Here is an 18,753-nt window from a genome sequence, read left to right as displayed (position 1 = left end):
GCCAGATGAAAAGATTTTATATGTGGCGCAATCTCATGAAGACAGAGCTATTTATATGGCATATCCTGTTAACGAAGATGGACGTTTAGGATGCGGCAACCGCAAGGGTTTGCCGCTACTTGTTTTGGTTTAAAAACTGGTTTTCCTTTCTATTAGTTATTGTTCAAATAAAATTGAAGGGTCTAAATCTTCTCAAAGCTGACGGCTCATAGCTCAAAGCTACTAAAGCAAAAAATTAAGTTTTTTCAAGAAAGGAAAATCCATTTTGTCTTCAGTTCGCTCATTTTCAAGACTTTCGATGATGTCTTTAATCTCAGAAACTTTGTTCAATAAACCATCATTTCTATGGATACTCAATTGTTGGCGAGTATGCGTTCCGTTCGTTGTACCCAAAGACATTCTACATCCTGCACGCACACCAGATTTTAAATCAGAAGGCGTATCACCAATATTAATAACTTTCTGAGCATCATTTACTTGAAGAATTTGCATTGCTTTCTGAATCATCAAAGGTTCTGGGCGACCTTTCAGTACTTCATCGGATGCCACAGAGACTTGAATTAATGTGTTTTGGTTTCCAACATAATTGGCGTTGAGTCCTTCTAACCAACCCAATTTTTGTAAAATGATATTGGTTACTTTTCTATAAAAACCTGTAGTCAAAGCAATTTTTATCTCTTTACTTTTCAAATAATCAAAGATTTCTAAGCAGCCGTCTGTTGGGAAAATATCATTGTTGTGATAATGGTTTTCTAAAATCTCGCAGAAAACATGATACGAATTATTAACGAATTCACGTAAGTCTGGATGATTATCGCCAATCATTTCAGACCATAATAATTCAAAAACATATTTTTTCGAATATCCCTGTAAAGCCAAAACACGTTCTGGAGAAACGGTTAAACCTGTTTGTGTAGCGGCTTCGATAAAGCACATTTCTACTTCGTGGCGATCTTGAACGGTAGTTCCCGCCATATCAAAAATGACTAATTCAATAAGTGACATTTGCTTTTTGATTTAATAATAACAAGCATTTCTTTCGTAAATATTGGAATGCTATCGTCTCTGATTTGAGATGCTATTTTCTTGAAATCAAAGATAATTACTCTCATTTTAAGCATAGGTTAAATCTTGATTAAGGCTTTGTAAAGTGCTGATTTATAGACTTTTTTGTTTGTAATGTTGTGATAAAAAATCTTCTTTGGAAACATTCTTAGAGTACGATAATGCCCAATTAGAAGTGTTTTTCATCCATGAACAAACTCGAAAACTTTCTTCATCGTCAATCTCAAATATTCCTTGCTATTTATTTAGGTTTAGCGGCATTCAGTACTTATTTCTGTATGTATGCTTTTCGAAAACCCTTCACAGCGGGCGATTTCCACGACGTTACTCTTTGGGGAATCGACTACAAAATCGTCCTGGTCATTTCGCAAGTATTAGGCTATGCCACAGCCAAGGGCTTGGGTATCAAGATAGTTTCTGAAGTAAAAGCGCATCAAAGAGCGAAGTATATCATAGGCATGATTTTATTTGCTGAAGTGAATTTATTATTCTTTGGTTTAGTGCCATCGCCATACAATTGGGTATTTTTATATTTGAATGGGTTGGGTTTAGGAATGGTTTATGGTTTGGTTTTTAGTTTTTTAGAAGGCAGACAAATTACCGAAATTTTGGGTGCAGGTTTAGCCGTAAGTTTTATTGTGGCTTCGGGCATGGTGAAATCTATCGGCAAGTATTTTGTGAATATTGGCGTGAATGAATACTGGATGCCTTTTTTAACGGGTTTGGTATTTTTTCCTTTATTATTACTTTCAGTGTATGCGATGTCTATCGCTCCGAAACCAAGTAAAATTGATGAATCAGAACGGTCAGAACGTTTGCCAATGGATGCTACTGACAGAAAAAGCTTCTTGAAAAAGTATGGTTTTGGCTTAATTTCCTTGATTGCGATTTATGTATTGATGACGATTCTGAGAGATATTCGAGATAATTTTGGCGTAGAAATTTGGCGGGAAATAGGCGTAACCAACGCTTCAATTTTTACACAAACAGAATCTTTGATTGGTTTAGTGATTTGTGCTTTTACGGCTTTTATGTATTTTGTGAAAGACCACAAGCAAGCTTTTTGGATGAATCATTTAATGATTTTTTCGGGATCTGTGCTGATTCTAGTATCCACAGTTTCATTTTTAAATCATACTACTTCTCCTTTTTGGTGGTCGGTTTATTTGGGAATAGGGCTTTATATGGCTTATGTACCATTTAACGGAATGCTTTTCGAAAGACTTTTGGCAGTGTTGAAAGAAAAAGCCAATGTTGGCTTCTTGTTTTACTTAGCAGATTTTAGTGGTTATGTGGGCAGTGTCGTGATTTTAATTTATCAGAATTTTGGTACTAAAAATACTTCTTGGCTTACTTTACTAACAGATTTATCTTTGTTTTTACCTTTAATTTCAATGGTATTGATAACGATTTCTTTCTTTTATTTTAATCGAAAGCTAACGTCGAAATCTTCTTCCTCAATTGGTTCTGTAAGTACAATTTAGGCTTTATTGATGTTGGAAACTCGAAAATTGAATATTGTTCTGGGTTTCAAAAGCAATGCTGATTTAAGTCTAAAAAATCTGAATAATATTCAAAAAAATGTATAAATTTGAGGGTAATTATCAATTGATTAGTCTTGAAAAGAATCATTAGCATATCGCTTCTTTGTCTTTTGCTGTACAATATGTTCAGTACGGGGATAGTTTTGATATGTTTTGATAAAGAATACGCTCAAGCAACACCTTTTGAAGCCAACGATGAATTCTTGGAAGTTAAAATTCCGATTTCATTGCCTTACACAGCAGATTTTCATAATACTTCTCCTACAGAAGCTTTGATTCAATATAAAGGTGAATTTTATAACGTTATCGAACAACGTTATGAAAATGATACTTTAATTACCAAAATTAAAACCAACCAATCGGCAAGAGAACGATTTGCTTCTTTGTCAGATGAAATCAATACAATTCTTGCTCGTGACCATTCAGAGAAAGAGTCTCCTTTGAAAAAAGCCTTGGAGCTTTGTAAATCTTTATCCGTTAATTACATTCAAAGCAATGAAATGCACCTTGCTAAATCTCAATGGACGGAATTGAGTAAGGTTGCTCAAACTTTTGCTTACAAAGCATATTTGCCTACTGATTACAGTACTTCCTTTTTTACGCCTCCCGAATTGTCTTAATATTCAATGATTTTACCATCGTTTCGGCAGAAACTTTGGTGTTTGTTGCTATGTAAATAGCGACAGATTTTTAATTTCCATCAATCAAAGAATTTAAGACAATGGCACATATAACACTTACCAACCCAAATTTGCCAGGAATTACTGGCTTATTAGATTACAGCAAAGTAACGGCTGTTCCTTTATTAAATCTTGCAGAAGCTTTACTTCGTAGCGATTCAAGTTTGAATAGTGCAGAATGTGAGTTGATTGCTGCGCACGTTTCATATTTAAATGATTGTCATTTTTGCCATACTTCTCATGCAGCAGCAGCGGTAGCACATTTAGGTTGTGATGCAAGTTTGATTGACGACATCAAAGAAAACTTTGCTTCAACACCGATTTCTCCGAAACTCAGAGCCTTATTAGATATTGCTACCAAAGTACAAATAGGAGGAAAAAATGTATTGCCTGAAGACATCGCCAAAGCTCGTGAACATCAAGCAACAGATCGTGAAATTCATGATACGGTTTTAATTGCTTCGGCATTTTGTATGTATAATCGTTATGTGGACGGACTTGGTACTTGGGCGCCACAGAAAAAAGAAGAATACTTAGAAATGGGTCAGGAAATGGCTTTAGTAGGTTACGAAGCTCAGTATTAAATAACAAAGCCATTTATTGATATTTTAAAAATATTACCCACTAAAGCGTAGCGATTACGTTTTTTAGTGGGTATTTTTATATTTAGAAAGTGTCTTTCCCTGACAAAGATTTAGTTTCTATAGCCATTTTACCTTTCCCTAATATTCCCCTAACACTAATCCCGATAAGGGATACTTATTCACATTTATTGTTCATGGATTGATAATGTTCTGCTAAAGTTGTGGTTAAAGCAAGGTTATACTTTTGCGAGGAATTAAAAACCTTACTCACAATCAACATGAAAAACATTTTACGAATTGAATTTAAAAGAAACCTTAACTTGACTAAGAGCGCAACGTTCTTAGCAGTGATGTTTCTTTTCTTGTCGTTCGTTACGCAAGCCCAAGAACGCATTGTTACGGGTAAAGTAACAGACAGTGCAGACAACACTCCCGTAGCAGGAGCAAGTGTAAGAATTAAAGGTTCTAACAAAGGAACGACTACAAACGCAGATGGAACGTACAAAATCGCTACTTCATCTTCAGCTACTTTACAATTTTCATTTGTTGGTTATTCAGCTCAAGAAGTACAAGTAGGTGCTAAGTCGGTAGTAAATGTAGTATTAGCGTTAGATACTAAGGAAATCGGTGAAGTTGTTTTTACTGCTTTGGGTATTTCTAAAGAAAGAAGAACAGTTTCAAACTCAATCCAAACAGTAAAAGGTGCAGATTTAATCAAAGCACGTGAGCCAAACTCTATTAACTCTTTAACGGGTAAAGTAGCAGGGTTAACGGTTGGTCCATCAGCTGAATTATTAGGTCGCCCAAATGTAGTGTTAAGAGGTAATTCTGATATTTTGTATGTAGTTGATGGTGTACCTATCAACTCGGATACTTGGAATATTTCTGCTGACGACATTGAAACATATTCTGTATTGAAAGGTGCTAACGCTGCCGCTCTTTATGGTTTTAGAGGAAAAAATGGTGCTATTTTGATTACAACTAAAAAAGGCACAAAAGATAAACGTGGTTTCTCGGTCGAGTTCAATTCTTCGACCATGATTGAGAGTGGTTTCAACACCATACCAAGAGTACAAGACCTTTATGGCCCCGGTGACCACGGTAGTTATGAGTTCGTAGATGGTAGAGGCGGCGGAAAAAATGATGGTGACTATGATATTTGGGGACCAAAATTTGACCCAACTGGTCAGAAAAAAATCGCTCAATACGATTCACCTATCGATCCAGCAACTGGAAAACGTATTCCTACTCCTTGGACTGCCCGTGGAGCAAACAACCTTACACGTTTTTTGCGTGATGCTGTTTTGACGAACAACAATATTTCGGTAGCAAGTAGTAATGATAAAATGGATATTCGTTTTTCATTATCACACAATTACCAAAAAGGAATTGTCCCTAACACACAACTAAATACTGCTAACTTCAACATTTCTACGAAATACAGATTTTCAGATAAATTAACATTTGACGCCAACCTTAACTACAATCGTCAATCTACACCTAATATTCCAGACGTAAATTATGGACCAAACTCATTGATTTACAATATGGTAATTTGGGGTGGTGCCGACTGGAGCGTTGACGATATGCGTAATTACTGGCAAGCAGGTAAAGAAGGTAGTCAACAAATTTATGCTGAGTATCAACGTTATAACAACCCTTACTTTGTGGCTTATGAATGGTTGAGAAGTCATTATAAAAATGATATTTACGGATATGCTTCTTTAGATTATAAAATCAATAATAATTTTAGCATTACTGGTCGTACTTCAATTACAACGTATGATATATTCCGTTCAGAAAAATTCCCTTTCTCAGCAACCGTTTATGGTCGTGAAGAAGCAAAAGGAGATTACCGTGAAGACAAACGTACTTTGTTCGAAAACAACACAGATGTTTTAGTGAAATTTGACAAGAAATTTGCCAATGATTTTGACGTAAAAGTGTGGGCAGGTGGTAACATCCGTAGTTTCAAATACAACTCAAGTTATGTAACTACCGATTATTTGAATACACCAGGCGTTTATACTTTTGCTAACTCTTTGAGACCAATCAAGGCATTCAGTTATTTGTCGGACATGGAAGTACAAAGTGCTTATTATTCAGCTGACTTTACTTATAAAGGTTTATTTACTTTATCTGCAACGGGTCGTCTTGACCGTCTTTCAACTTTACCAAAAGGAAATAACGCTTTCTTTTATCCTTCATTTGGTTTAACAACAGTTGTTTCGGATTATGTGAAAATGCCAGAAGCAGTATCATTCTTGAAATTCCGTGCATCTTATGCTAACGTAAAAGATGGTTTGACACAATCAACAATTGGAGCAACACCTGGTTCTAGTTATCCATTAGACTATGGTTCGGGTTACAATTCTTCTTATGATGGACCAAGCTATTCCAACTCAGTTGGTTATGGAATCAGACCATCTTACAATATTCTTCCTGGTGCTACATATTCTGATAAATTGAATAATCCATCTTTAAAACCAAATACTTCTGAGCAAATTGAAGCTGGTTTAGAATTGAGTTTATTGAAAAACCGTTTCTCTGCTGACGTTACTTACTTTACTTCAAATGATGGACCAAGAATTTTTAGCCGTGACTTATCACAGACTACTGGTTATACTTCTGCAATCGTAAATGGTATTTTAACAAAGAAAACAGGTTGGGAAATTACTTTAAAAGGAACACCGCTAAAACGTAATAATTTATCGTGGGATGTAGCCTTGAACTGGTCAACTTTCAAAGAAACGTTACAAGAAGTTTATAACGAAAACGGGATTAAGATTGATAGATTGGCTTCAAACTATTTTGTTGGGGGTAATTCAGGTTCTCAGTTTATCAATATCGGCGATAGAATTGATAAAGTATATGTAGCTACTTTCCAAAGAACAGCAGATGGTCAAATCATCAATGATGCTGGTGGTCGCCCAATTCAAAACAATGCTGGTTCATTAGTTGGTTATGCAAATCCAGATTACGTTTGGGGAATCAACAACAAAGTAAATTATAAAAACTGGTCATTATCTTTCCAATTTGACGGTCGTGTGGGTGGTATCATCGAAGACTATATCCGTAAGCAAACATTCCGTGGTGGTCGTCATATCGAAACTACAGAAGGAGCTTTTGGTATCGCACGTGATTTTGATGCGCAAGGTATTAAAACTTATATCGGCGAAGGCGTAATGATTGTAGAAGGTACTCCAACTTACGATGCACAAACTGGTTTAATTAACAATTATACTCAGTTGAAATTTGCACCAAATACCATCAAAACTTATGCACAAGATTATATTAGCCGTTATAACGGAACTGCTGAAGGTAACTTGATGAGCAAAACGTTCTCGAAATTGCGTGAAGTAACATTAGGTTATACTTTACCACAAGCTATTTTAGGAAAAACATTCATCAAACAAGCTTCAGTATCGTTGGTTGGTCGTAATTTATTTTACTTCATCGACAGCAAGCATGATGGTGTTGACTTAGACCAATACACAGGTTTGAACGCTTCTTCAGGTTTACAAACACCAACGATGAAACGTTACGGTATCAATATCAATATTGTATTTTAATCATATTTAGCACAATTCTCTTACTTTTTTCGGAAAGTAAGAGAATGAATACAATCGAAAAATTCTCATGAAAAAATATATTTTATCATTCTTAATCATCACACTCTTAGCGAGTTGTAGTGATTACCAATTGTTGGAGCAAAACCCCAACTTACCAACTTCCGTACCTTCTGCTATTATTTTAAGAAGTGTTTTGAACGGAATGAACGAAGGTGCTTGGAATGGCACCATGCGTAACAATCAGTTCTATTGTTCAAATTATGCCTATTACGATACAAACGAGTACAACTGGCAATATGCTTCTTTGCAATTTACTACTTTGAAAAACGTAGTGAAATTAGAAGAAGAAGCTTTGAAAAGTGGTGCAAAAACTTTGAATCCGTATTCTGCTTTAGGTAAGTTTTTAAGAGCTTACTCTTACACAAACATGACTTTAAGAGTAGGTGATTTACCGGTAAAAGATGCTTTAAAAGGAATTACGGTTGATAAACCAAAATATGATACGCAGAAAGAAGTATTCATTCAAGTATTGAAATGGTTAGAAGAATCAAATAATGATTTAGCCACTTTGATTACTGCGGGTGATAAATCTTTAGATGGAGATATTTATTATGCTGGTGATTTAAGAAAATGGCAAAAAGCTGTTAATACTTTCAGATTAAGAGTATTGATTCATTTAAGTAAAAAAGCAGATGATGCAGATTTGAAAGTAAAACAAGATTTTGCAGCTATCATTGCTAACCCAACGAAATATCCATTAATGACTGATTTATCAGAATCTTTACAATATGTTTGGAGTGTAAACAACAAATATCCACGTAACCCTGATAACTTAGGAAATAACGCTACTCGTGAAAATATGTCGAAAACTTATATCGACTTATTGAAAAACAATAATGACCCACGTCTTTTTGTAGTATCAGAACCTGCTGAAGCACAAATTGCAAAAGGCTTAAAAGCTACAGATGTTGAAGCTTATGTTGGTGCAAGTTCTGGAGAAGATTTAGCAGATATGTCATCAAAGGCTGGTCGTGGAGAGTATTCATTCCAAAGCCGTAAGCGTTATTACAGTTCATACACTGGCGAAAATACTTTCTTGGTATCTTATCCAGAAATGTGTTTCAACATTGCTGAGGCAGTAAATCAAGGTTGGGTTACTGGTAATGCACAAGATTGGTACGAACGTGGTATAAAAGCTTCGATGTCGTTCTATGGTATTTCAGATGCTACAGCTTATTTAGCACAAGCTTCTGTAAAATATGCTGGAAATAATGCAACAGGTTTGACACAAATCTTGAGCCAAAAGTATATCGCTTTCTTCCAGAATTCAGGTTATGAAGCTTATTACAACTGGCGTAGAACAGGTATTCCAAGTTTCTTGATTGGGGCTGGAACAGGAAACGGAACAAAAATTCCTTTGCGTTTTAGATATCCACAATCTGAGCAATCGACTAATATTGATAATTTAAAAGAAGCCTTGACTCGCCAGTTTGGAGTAGGAATTGAAGGCGAAAATATCAACGCAGCAATGTGGTTAATTAAATAAAATACCTATCAACCAATGACAATCTCTGAATCTATCCTCCGTCAAAGACTTGATTCAATCTTTGGTCTTTATGAAATTAATGGTGCCGACGAATACGTCGGCGAACCATTAACTATCCTAGAACATAGTTTTCAAGCTGCCATGTTAGCAGAAGAAGAAGGCTATGATGAAGAAGTAATTTTAGCGGCTTTCTTTCATGATATTGGACATTTTTTGCCAAATCGTGATGAAATGAATGGTTTAGGAAATATCAGACATGAAATTGCGGGAGCTAATTTTCTGTACAAAAATGGTTTTTCAAATAGAATTGCTCTTTTAGTCAGAAATCACGTTGAAGCAAAACGATACTTAACTTTCAAGTATCCTGATTATTACCAAAAACTTTCGGAAGCCAGTAAGAAAACATTGGAGTATCAAGGTGGAGTAATGACAGAAGAGGATGCAAAATCATTTGAAAGAATGCCTCTTTTTGATTTATACATTAGAATGAGAGATTGGGACGATAAGGCAAAAGAAGTAGAATTTGAAAAGCCATCTTTAGAAAAATACAAACAAATGGCTTGGAAACACATTGGTTATCGATTGAATTAAGCAGCATTGTGTTGCATTAAATTTTAACTTCCTATAAAAAGCGAAAGGCTGTCAGTATTCTGACAGCCTTTCGCTTTTTATAGTTTTATATGATAGCTTATTCCACTACGATTGTACGAGTAATCTCTTGTGGTTTTGCAGAATTGATATTGATTGTACGAGTAATCGTATCAGTACCATCTGTTATTTCAATGGTATAAGCACCATCGTTAAGTTCTTGTAAATCAAATTTTCCATGATATGAACGAGCATTTTTGGCAATTTTTTCAGTGTGGATAACTTTGCCAGTTTTGTCTTTAATTAAAACACTTACTGTCTTTCCAGCGATTTTATCTAAGGTAAGGTGCATATCTAAAGTACCAACGCTTTGGTACATTCCGATGGCGAAATTGTTCGCTTTGTTGGCATTTACACTTGTTTCTCCTGCGATAGGATTTGCGAAAATTGAGCTAGTTGTTAAAGTTGCAATGGCGATGATTTGTGCTAAAGTTCTCATTGTTTTTATTTGTTTAGATACGGTTAAATTTTTATTTTAAATTAAAATTAAGAGGTTAAACAGTTGTTTATTAATTACTTACAAATGTTTTTTGCTTTATTGTTGAATCAAAATTAGCAGATGGCTTGATACTTTCAACGCAAAAACCAATGGTCGGTTTGCGGTATTGATAAACGGTAATTTGAATAGGGGATACCAAAATCGACTTCTTTCGACTGGTGATTTTCAAGGATGAATGGCAAGCGCTTATTTGAGTGATTTTTGAGAAATATTTCCACCATCAAAAACAGGGCTAAAACTATCCAAAAGAATGTCTGGAGATACTAAAAGAGTGTCGAGAGCATCTTTTTTGCGGGAAATTGCGGTATTTAGTATCTCGTGATATTCTTTTAGTATCTAACGAGATACTTTTTTGCTGTAATTAGTATCTCTCGATATACTTCTAGTATCTAAAGACATACTTTTAGTATATAAAAACCGAAAAAAACCGCAATTTTTGAGTGGGGAAACTCTTTAGCCCACAAAAAAAGGGTCAGTAAATACCGACCCTTTTTGTATGATTAGTAAACCTAAACTACAACAATTCATAAATACCAGCAACACCTTGTCCGCCACCTACACAGGCTGATACCATGCCGTACTTTTGATTTCTACGACGCATTTCATTAAATAATTGTATCGAAAGTTTTGCTCCTGAACAACCCAGTGGATGTCCCAAAGCAATTGCTCCACCATTAACATTTATCTTTGAACGATCTAAATCTAGTTCTTTAATAACTGCTAATGATTGTGCCGCAAAGGCTTCGTTCAATTCTATTTGGTCGACATCGTTGATACTTAATCCTGCTTTTTTCAAAGCCAAAGGAATAGCCGCTACTGGACCAATACCCATAATGCGAGGCTCAACGCCAGCCGTAGTATAAGTAACCATACGAGCAATCGGTTCAAGATTTAATTCTTTTACCATCGCTTCCGACATCACCATTACAAAAGCTGCACCGTCTGAAGTTTGGGAAGAATTACCTGCCGTTACTGTTCCGCCAGCAGCAAAAACAGGTTTTAGGTTCGATAAAGCCTGCATTGTTGTCCCCGCTCTTGGACCTTCGTCGGTATCAACTACATATTCACGGGTTTTCTTTTTGCCTGAATTAGCATCAAAAAAAGTTTCTTTTACTGTAATTGGTACGATTTCATCTTTGAACAAACCATTTGCTTGGGCCGCCAAAGCTTTGGTATGAGATGCTACCGAAAATTCATCTTGCTCTTCACGAGAAATCTTAAATTGTTCACGTACTTGTTCGGCTGTTAAACCCATTCCGATATAATAGTCAGGATGTTTCTGCGCAATTTCAAAATTCAATGCCATTTTGTAACCCGTTGTAGGTACTAAAGACATAGACTCAGCTCCGCCAGCAATGATACAATCTGCCAAACCCGAATGAATTTTAGCCGAAGCCAAAGCGATGGCTTCTAAACCAGAACCACAATAACGGTTGATGGTAAAACCTGGTACATTTTGTGGCAATGATAAAAGGGCGATGTAGCGAGCAATTTGCATGCCTTGCTCTGCTTCTGGAACGGCATTACCTACAATTAAATCATCTACACGAGTAGGATCTAAAGCAGGTACTTGTGCCACCAAATGTTTGATAACTTCCGCTGCCAAATCATCGGGTCTTGTAAAACGGAAAACACCTCTTGGGGCTTTTCCAACAGCGGTACGATAGCCCGCTACGATATATGCGTTCATGTTAATTTAGCTTTTGTATAGCTTTGAGCCGTAAGCTATGAGCTTTGGGCTGTTAAACTATTGTGATTTTGAATAAATTGCGTAAAAGCTTTGAGTTGTGAGCCTTGAGCTATGAGCTTTTGTGTGTAATAATTTTTTTTAAAAACTCATAGCTCAAGGCTCATAACTCACAGCTTTAAACTAATTTCTCAACGGTTTTCCGCCATTTAATAAACTTTGGATACGCTCTAAAGTCTTTTTCTCTGCTGAAAGCGAAAGGAAAGCTTCACGTTCTAAGTCTAATAAGTACTGTTCAGAAACCAATTGTGGATAACTCAAATCTCCTCCAGAAATTACGTAAGCTAATTTTTCAGCAATCTTGGCATCATGTTCTGAAATGTATCTACCCATTTTCATTCCTTGAATACCTGCTTTGAAAAGAGCAATACCTGCTTTGCCTTGTACTTTAATATCGGTACGCTTTTTAGGTTGAGTATAACCTGCTTCGGCTAATTCAATAGCGGCTTGTTTGGCATCTGCAATCAAGCGAGAGCGATTTAGAACAATTTCATCACCACGACGCAAGTAATTCATTTCAAGAGCTTCTTGTGCTGAAGTACTTACTTTTGCCATTGCAATATTCATAAAGGCATTTTGCAAAGTATTCAATTCTGGGTCGCCATTTTTGTATAAATCAGAGCAACGCAAAGCCATTTCTTTTGTTCCGCCTCCCGCAGGAATCAAACCTACGCCAACTTCTACCAAACCCATATAAGTTTCAGCACCAGCCACTACTCTGTCGGCATGAAGATTGATTTCGCAACCACCGCCCAAAGCCAAAGAATGCGGAGCAACCACCACAGGAATCGAAGAGTATCGTACTCGCATCATCGTTTGTTGGAACTGAGCAATCATCATATTGATTTCATCATACTCTTGTTCAATCGCAAACATGAACAACATCGCCAAATTTGCCCCAGCCGAAAATGCTTCTGTACTGTCATTTCCGATAACCAAACCACGGAAGTCTTTTTCTGCCAAAGCAATTGATTTCTGAATGCCTTCAATCACGCCAGCACCCATCGTATTCATTTTTGAACGGAATTCTAAACCCAGAATACCATCGCCCAAATCATACACATTACTTTCAGCATTTTTCCAGACGATATTATTAGAAAGATTTTCTAAAATAATAAAGGATTCTGTTCCCGGAATTACTTTATACGATTTCGTCGGAATATCATAATACAAGCGTTTGCCACCTTCTCTTTTGTAGAAAGTTTTTGCTCCCGAAGCCAACATTTCATGCACCCAATCTGCTGATTTCATGCCTTCATTTTGCATCAGCTCAAGTCCTTTTTCTACGCCGATAGCATCCCAAGTTTCAAACAAACCCATTTCCCAACCGAAACCTGCACAAATGGCGGCATCAATTCGGTATAATTCATCTGAAATTTCTGGAATACGTTTTGTTACGTAGCTAAAGCCATCTAAAATAGTCTTTCTGTAAAATTCGCCTGCTTTGCCTTTGTCGGCCAACAAAACTGCAAAGCGGTCTTTCAAAGCCAAAGTTTTGGTTTGTTCAAAAACTGAGAATTTCACTTTCTGAGAAGGTACGTACTCAAACGTTTTTAGATTCAATGCCAAAATTTCTGATTTGCCATTTGCTCCTTTGATTTTCTTGTAAAAACCTTGACCAGTTTTGTCTCCCAACCATTTATTTTCTTGGAGTTTTTTCACCATTTCTGGTAAAACGAAAGTGTCCTTAGCGTCGTCGTCGGTTAAACCTGCATATAAATTATTTGAAACGTTGATGGTTGTATCTAAACCTACAACATCAGATAAGCGGAAAGTACCAGATTTCGGGCGACCTACCACTACCGAAGTAAGTTTATCGACTTCTTCTACGGTCAGCCCCATTTCTTCTACCACTTGCATGGTTTTCATCATCGAGTACACGCCCACACGATTGGCAATAAAGGCAGGAGTATCTTTACACAAAACGGTAGTTTTACCCAGAAAACGGTCGCCGTAGTGCATCAAGAAATCAATTACCGAAGCATCAGTAGCAGGCGTTGGAATGATTTCCAACAATTTCAGATAACGAGGAGGATTGAAAAAGTGTGTTCCGCAGAAATGTTTTCGGAAATCATCCGAACGACCTTCAGCCATTAAATGAATTGGAATCCCTGAAGTATTAGAAGTAATCAAAGTACCAGCTTTACGCAAAGCATCTACTTTTTCATACAAAGATTTTTTAATCGCTAAATTTTCAACAATTACTTCAATCACCCAATCGTATTGATTGATTTCGGCAAGATTGTCTTCAAAGTTTCCTAATTTAATCCTATTGGCAAAAGATGCAGAATACAATGCCGCAGGATTAGCTTTTAAAGTTTGTTGAAAAGCATCATTAACGATACGATTGCGCACCGCAGGATGAGTAATACTAAGCCCTTTGGCTTTTTCAGCATCGTTGGGTTCTTTCGGAACAATATCCAAAAGCATGACCTCAACGCCTATATTAGCAAAATGGCAAGCGATACGGCTTCCCATAATCCCAGAGCCCAAAACGGCTACTTTTCTAATTGAACGGTTCATGTTGTTTGTTTTATAAAAAATATAGGTAAAGTTAAATAAAAATAAATTTGTTATGCAAGCATACCATTTATTTATTTCAATCTTTTATAAAACAAAAATCCCCACCAACGGTAGGGATTTTATGTATTAACCTTTTCTAAAAATTCACACGAAAAGTGTAAATGCTTTTGATACACATTTTTAAAAAATGAGTACTTATACTTTAAGTATATTTAATTCTTTAGTCATCAAGTAATCTGTCTGCTCATCATCTCCTAATACAAAAATATGTGTCCCACTTATTTCAAACCCCCAGCTTTTATAAAAGTTCAGTGCTTTTAAATTATACTCCCAAACACCCAACCAGAGCAGGTCACAGCCGACAGCCTTTGTCTTTTCAATACATTGATCAAGTAAATAAGCTCCCAACTTTTTCCCATGAAATTCCTTTTTTACATAGATACGCTCTAGTTCAAGGGCATTTCTGTCTGAAAACTCCGCTTTATTTACTCTTAGTTTAGCATAGCCTACTATTTCTTCGTTCAGTTCAACCATTAAGAAAATTGTACCTTCTGTTTGGATTTCACTTAATAGCTGTTCCTGACTAAAATGTTTAGAAAGATAAGCTTGAAGATTTTCAGGAGTATTTTGATGCCCGTAAGTTTCAATAAAAGTTTGTTCGCCAAGCTTGCAAAGTATTACTACATCTGCGCTATTTGCTTCTTTAATTTGAGGGTTATTACTCATAAGAACGAGCTTTTTAAACGTATATTATTCTTCTTTACAAATAAACCATTTTCTATTTATAATAAAAAATGCTTAATTTATATCAACTTATGCTTTTTAGGCATAAATAGAAAATACCGCACTTATCCATTTACTTCTTGATTTTAAAATAATAAACGATGGATTTTAGACAGTTAACTTATTTTTTGGGAGTCGCTTCTGAGCTTCATTTTTCAAAGGCATCAGAAAAAATGTTTATTGCACAACCAGCTTTGAGTAGGCAAATACAGCAATTAGAAAAAGAATTGGGTGTTTTATTGTTTGAACGTGATAAACGAAATGTAAAACTTACGCCAGCGGGAGAGTATTTGAGTAATGAAGCACAAAAAATACTCTCGCAATTGGAGCATATCAAACACAGAACGCAATTGATTCATAATGGGGGAGAAGGAGAAATTAGAATTGGACATCCCGGTTCGGCGATTTACTCGGTTATTCCGCCACTTTTATCGGCTTTGAAATTGTTTTTCCCGAATATTAAAACCAATTTATCTGAAATGCTTGATAGCTCTGTGATTGAAGCATTGAAGAAACATGAAATTGACGTTGCTTTTATTCGGGAACTCCATCCTGATAAGTATCTTACTTCAAAAGTTGTTTTTAGAGAACCTTTTGCTTTAATTTTACCTGAAAGCCACCCCATCAATGAAAATAACTTTGAAAGTTTGGCACAAGTAAGAAACGATAATTTTATTTTACCGCCCAGAAATTCAAGTTCGGTATATCATGATTTACTCTTGAGGATTTGTGAAAGAGAAGGTTTTTTACCGAATATTGTGCATGAATCAAATTATGGGGCGACGATTTTGAAGTTGGTTGAACACAATTTAGGAATTTCAGTGATGCCGATTTCATATAAATTTAGTTCGGCAATGAAGGTAAAATTTATCGAAATGAAAAACATTCCAGAACGAACGAATCTATCAATAATCTGGCGAAAAGATGATACCAACCCTGTTTTACAGAATTTCCTGAAAGTATCAGATTCCTTAGATTTTAGTGATGCACGCTTGTTAAAATAACATTTAATTTTCCGATTATGGCAGCTTTAGATAATATTGATTTACAAATATTACAGTTCTTGCAAGCAAATGCTTTGATGACAAACAAGGAAATTGCTTCAAGATTGAACCTCACGACTACGCCCATTCATGAAAGAATAAAACGTTTGGAAAACGAAGGAGTAATTGAAAAATACACCGCCATTCTGAACAAATCTAAATTGGGGAAAAGTCTGGTGGTTTTGGTAGATGTAACGCTGAAAGAACATGCAGCGAGTTTCTTGGAACAATTTGAAAAAGATGTTTTACTCTTGCCTGAAGTAGTAGAATGCTATTGCATTTCGGGAGGTTCCGATTTTCTGTTGAAAGTATTGGTGAAAGATATGGATGAGTATCGCCATTTTATTTTACATAAATTAGCGACACTCTCGAATATTGGAAATGCTCAAAGCAGATTTGTTGTCAACGAAATAAAAAGCCAAACACCTGTACCAATTAATTTGTGAGTGAGTGAATTGTGATTTCGTGATTGATTTTCTTTAGAAAACTAACTTATAGAAGCCACTTCCCATTCACAAATTACTTCACCACTGGTGGTGGTGTTTTCTTGCCTCCGAAAACAGAAATGTTTACATAACGTTTTGGCGCTAATCTGAAATCAATTAGAAGCTTATCTAAATCAGCCACTGAACGGTTGAGGTTGGTATAAAGTGAATCATCTTTCAATAATTTACCCATTGAACCTTGACCTTTTTCAATGCCTTGCATAATGCGTTGGAGTCCTTCTAAAGATTTTTGCGTTGTTGCTACCGCTTCGCTAATTTTCAAAGCATTAAGCGAATCAGCCATTGTATTAAATTTACCAATCAATGGTTTTAAGCTTTTTTCTGTTTCAATTAAATTACCAGAAAGGGTTTTCATATTGGCAGAAATTCCTGCTAAGTTATTTCTATTTTCGTTGATAGTAGCATTTAATGAAGAAGTTAGAACACCAACCGAACGGTCTGAATTTTTTACAAAACCATTTACCACCACACCCGTATTTTCAAAACTTTTAGCAACGATACGAAGCGATTTTGTTAATGAATCAAGGTTTTGAATCAATGGGAGGGCTTTTTCTTTTAATAAATCAGTTACGCCTGTTTCAGAAGAAGCGACTAAATTTCCGCCATCTTCAATGAATTTTCCTGAGAATTTTCCCATTTCAATTCTGATGAGTTTCCCACCTAATAATCCATCAGAAGCTAAAACTGCTTTGGTTCCTTCGGGTAATTGTAAATCTTTTCGGATACTGATTACGACTTTTACTTGGTTGTTTTCCCCTTTTATTAACTCTACAGCTTTTACTTGTCCAATTTTCATTCCACTTAATGAAACTTGATTCGCTGCGGTTAATCCTTGTACATCTTTGTAGATTACGACGTATTTGTTTTCCTGGGTAAAGAAATCTTGTCCTTTTAAAAAGTTGAATCCTAGGTATAAAATTACAAAGGTTGTAATGGCAAGTATTCCTATTTTGGTTTCTTTAGAGATGTTCATGTGTTGATTATTGAAGTTTTAGCAATTGATTAATCGGAACAAATATGATTTTTTGCTAGAAACAATCAATTATTCTAATTTTCAATTTCTTCTTTATATGATTTGAATGCTCTGAAAATGGCTTCTGCTACTTCGTTTTGACCCGACTGAGAAGCTAAATATTGTTCTTCGTTTTTATTCGTTAAAAAACCAGATTCTACTAATACACTCGGCATTGCGGTTTCCCAAAGTACTAAAAAACCAGCTTGTTTTACGCCGTAGCTATGTCTTTCAGTTTTTTGTTTGAATTGTTTTTCAATTTTTTGTGCCAACTTAAGGCTATTCATCATAAAGGCACTTTGGTAATTTGCCATCATGATATGCCCTAATGGTGAATTCGGATTAAAGCCATTATAGTTTTTTTCATAATTGGCTTCTTGCAAAATTACGGAGTTTTCTCGCTTTGCCACATCAAGGTTGCTACTTGTTTTATGTAACCCCATTGTGTAGGTCTCAGTTCCTGCAAGTTTAGAGGAATGATGCGCATTACAATGTACCGAAATAAATAAATCTGCTTTATTTCTATTGGCAATAGCAGAACGTTCGTGCAAATCTACAAAGACATTTTTTGTGCGAGTATAAATTACTCTTACTTCTGGATATTCATCTTTGATTCTTTCTCCTAGTTCTAAAACAATTTTTAGCGCTATTTTAGATTCGTCGTTGCTGGCTCCGTGGCAACCGGGGTCTTTCCCGCCATGACCAGCATCTAGTACAACGGTTCTTACTCTAGTCTGCAATGAAACAGGCTGATTTGTTGATTCTTCAACAAGGGAATCTTGAAAAGTAAAACCACTGAGCGAGCAAATCCAAGTGATTATTAAAAAACCTTTAACAAACTTTAACATTATTTTCGGGTTGGTTCGCTATGTTCAACAAGTAATGAAGTATTTTTGTGCGTTGTTTAATAAAAGACAAATATAAATTTTAAAGACTTCTGAAAAAAGCAATCCACATATTCAGTATAGTAATTAGCTTACTTTTAGGGCTTATAACACTAA

General features: G+C 35.7%; 15 protein-coding genes. 8 read left to right on the top strand and 7 right to left on the bottom strand.

Features of this window, described 5'->3' with window-relative positions; translation table 11 throughout:
• Positions 1-222: 222 nt before the first annotated feature.
• Positions 223-1,005, bottom strand: coding sequence for an HAD hydrolase-like protein (locus VB798_RS06720; RefSeq protein WP_323257250.1), 783 nt, complete (start codon positions 1,003-1,005; stop codon positions 223-225).
• Positions 1,006-1,253: 248 nt separating this feature from the next.
• On the opposite strand from VB798_RS06720, the gene VB798_RS06715 reads away from it, so the two are divergent.
• The 6 genes from VB798_RS06715 to VB798_RS06690 all read left to right on the top strand — a co-directional run bounded on the left by VB798_RS06715 (position 1,254) and on the right by VB798_RS06690 (position 9,582).
• Positions 1,254-2,549 (top strand): DUF5690 family protein, encoded by a 1,296-nt coding sequence (locus VB798_RS06715; RefSeq protein WP_323257248.1) that lies wholly within the window; start codon positions 1,254-1,256, stop codon positions 2,547-2,549.
• A 182-nt stretch (positions 2,550-2,731) separates the two neighbouring features.
• A complete protein-coding gene (locus tag VB798_RS06710; protein ID WP_323257246.1) occupies positions 2,732-3,229 on the top strand; it encodes a hypothetical protein in 498 nt (165 codons plus the stop codon).
• Positions 3,230-3,330: 101 nt separating this feature from the next.
• A complete protein-coding gene (locus tag VB798_RS06705) occupies positions 3,331-3,873 on the top strand; it encodes a carboxymuconolactone decarboxylase family protein (RefSeq protein ID WP_323257244.1) in 543 nt (180 codons plus the stop codon).
• Positions 3,874-4,151: 278 nt separating this feature from the next.
• On the top strand, positions 4,152-7,445 hold the full coding sequence (locus VB798_RS06700; RefSeq protein ID WP_323257242.1) for a SusC/RagA family TonB-linked outer membrane protein: 3,294 nt from the start codon (positions 4,152-4,154) through the stop codon (positions 7,443-7,445).
• A 67-nt stretch (positions 7,446-7,512) separates the two neighbouring features.
• Complete coding sequence (locus tag VB798_RS06695) at positions 7,513-8,991, top strand: SusD/RagB family nutrient-binding outer membrane lipoprotein (protein WP_323257241.1); 1,479 nt, start codon at positions 7,513-7,515, stop codon at positions 8,989-8,991.
• Between the two features lie 15 nt (positions 8,992-9,006).
• The gene (locus VB798_RS06690) at positions 9,007-9,582 is read left to right on the top strand and encodes an HD domain-containing protein (protein ID WP_323257239.1); all 576 of its coding nucleotides are present in this window, start codon (positions 9,007-9,009) and stop codon (positions 9,580-9,582) included.
• 97 nt (positions 9,583-9,679) lie between these two features.
• Here the strand turns inward: VB798_RS06690 and VB798_RS06685 are convergent, their stop codons facing one another.
• From VB798_RS06685 to VB798_RS06670, 4 genes are all read right to left on the bottom strand, one after another.
• Positions 9,680-10,078 (bottom strand): hypothetical protein, encoded by a 399-nt coding sequence (locus VB798_RS06685; RefSeq protein WP_323257237.1) that lies wholly within the window; start codon positions 10,076-10,078, stop codon positions 9,680-9,682.
• A 574-nt stretch (positions 10,079-10,652) separates the two neighbouring features.
• On the bottom strand, positions 10,653-11,828 hold the full coding sequence (locus VB798_RS06680) for an acetyl-CoA C-acyltransferase (protein ID WP_323257236.1): 1,176 nt from the start codon (positions 11,826-11,828) through the stop codon (positions 10,653-10,655).
• A gap of 180 nt (positions 11,829-12,008) precedes the next feature.
• Complete coding sequence (locus tag VB798_RS06675; protein ID WP_323257234.1) at positions 12,009-14,408, bottom strand: 3-hydroxyacyl-CoA dehydrogenase/enoyl-CoA hydratase family protein; 2,400 nt, start codon at positions 14,406-14,408, stop codon at positions 12,009-12,011.
• 195 nt (positions 14,409-14,603) lie between these two features.
• Complete coding sequence (locus tag VB798_RS06670; RefSeq protein WP_323257232.1) at positions 14,604-15,134, bottom strand: GNAT family N-acetyltransferase; 531 nt, start codon at positions 15,132-15,134, stop codon at positions 14,604-14,606.
• A gap of 158 nt (positions 15,135-15,292) precedes the next feature.
• On the opposite strand from VB798_RS06670, the gene VB798_RS06665 reads away from it, so the two are divergent.
• Both VB798_RS06665 and VB798_RS06660 read left to right on the top strand, forming a co-directional pair.
• The gene (locus VB798_RS06665) at positions 15,293-16,195 is read left to right on the top strand and encodes a LysR family transcriptional regulator (protein ID WP_323257230.1); all 903 of its coding nucleotides are present in this window, start codon (positions 15,293-15,295) and stop codon (positions 16,193-16,195) included.
• Between the two features lie 17 nt (positions 16,196-16,212).
• Positions 16,213-16,680: an Lrp/AsnC family transcriptional regulator gene (locus tag VB798_RS06660; RefSeq protein ID WP_323257228.1), complete on the top strand. Its 468-nt coding sequence runs from the start codon at positions 16,213-16,215 to the stop codon at positions 16,678-16,680.
• A 73-nt stretch (positions 16,681-16,753) separates the two neighbouring features.
• Here the strand turns inward: VB798_RS06660 and VB798_RS06655 are convergent, their stop codons facing one another.
• Together VB798_RS06655 and VB798_RS06650 are read right to left on the bottom strand one after the other, a co-directional pair.
• Entirely contained in the window at positions 16,754-17,713 is a 960-nt protein-coding gene (locus tag VB798_RS06655; RefSeq protein WP_323257226.1) for an MlaD family protein, read from the bottom strand.
• Between the two features lie 74 nt (positions 17,714-17,787).
• Positions 17,788-18,600 carry an N-acetylmuramoyl-L-alanine amidase family protein gene (locus tag VB798_RS06650; protein ID WP_323257224.1) on the bottom strand — a complete coding sequence of 271 codons (813 nt, stop codon included), beginning with the start codon at positions 18,598-18,600 and terminating at the stop codon, positions 17,788-17,790.
• Between the last annotated feature and the right edge of the window lie 153 nt (positions 18,601-18,753).

Source organism: Arcicella lustrica (assembly GCF_034930985.1).
In the GTDB taxonomy this organism is placed as follows: domain Bacteria; phylum Bacteroidota; class Bacteroidia; order Cytophagales; family Spirosomataceae; genus Arcicella; species Arcicella lustrica.
This window is presented reverse-complemented; position numbering and strand designations above follow the sequence as displayed.

Bases quoted from the DNA above. Each gene is read 5' to 3' on its own strand.
- VB798_RS06675 (WP_323257234.1), bottom strand. From the start codon at position 14,408: ATGAACCGTTCAATTAGAAAAGTAGCCGTTTTGGGCTCTGGGATTATG.
- VB798_RS06685 (WP_323257237.1), bottom strand. From the start codon at position 10,078: ATGAGAACTTTAGCACAAATCATCGCCATTGCAACTTTAACAACTAGC.
- VB798_RS06680 (WP_323257236.1), bottom strand. From the start codon at position 11,828: ATGAACGCATATATCGTAGCGGGCTATCGTACCGCTGTTGGAAAAGCC.
- VB798_RS06670 (WP_323257232.1), bottom strand. From the start codon at position 15,134: ATGAGTAATAACCCTCAAATTAAAGAAGCAAATAGCGCAGATGTAGTA.
- VB798_RS06665 (WP_323257230.1), top strand. From the start codon at position 15,293: ATGGATTTTAGACAGTTAACTTATTTTTTGGGAGTCGCTTCTGAGCTT.
- VB798_RS06655 (WP_323257226.1), bottom strand. From the start codon at position 17,713: ATGAACATCTCTAAAGAAACCAAAATAGGAATACTTGCCATTACAACC.
- VB798_RS06660 (WP_323257228.1), top strand. From the start codon at position 16,213: ATGGCAGCTTTAGATAATATTGATTTACAAATATTACAGTTCTTGCAA.
- VB798_RS06690 (WP_323257239.1), top strand. From the start codon at position 9,007: ATGACAATCTCTGAATCTATCCTCCGTCAAAGACTTGATTCAATCTTT.
- VB798_RS06720 (WP_323257250.1), bottom strand. From the start codon at position 1,005: ATGTCACTTATTGAATTAGTCATTTTTGATATGGCGGGAACTACCGTT.
- VB798_RS06710 (WP_323257246.1), top strand. From the start codon at position 2,732: ATGTTCAGTACGGGGATAGTTTTGATATGTTTTGATAAAGAATACGCT.
- VB798_RS06650 (WP_323257224.1), bottom strand. From the start codon at position 18,600: ATGTTAAAGTTTGTTAAAGGTTTTTTAATAATCACTTGGATTTGCTCG.
- VB798_RS06705 (WP_323257244.1), top strand. From the start codon at position 3,331: ATGGCACATATAACACTTACCAACCCAAATTTGCCAGGAATTACTGGC.
- VB798_RS06695 (WP_323257241.1), top strand. From the start codon at position 7,513: ATGAAAAAATATATTTTATCATTCTTAATCATCACACTCTTAGCGAGT.
- VB798_RS06700 (WP_323257242.1), top strand. From the start codon at position 4,152: ATGAAAAACATTTTACGAATTGAATTTAAAAGAAACCTTAACTTGACT.
- VB798_RS06715 (WP_323257248.1), top strand. From the start codon at position 1,254: ATGAACAAACTCGAAAACTTTCTTCATCGTCAATCTCAAATATTCCTT.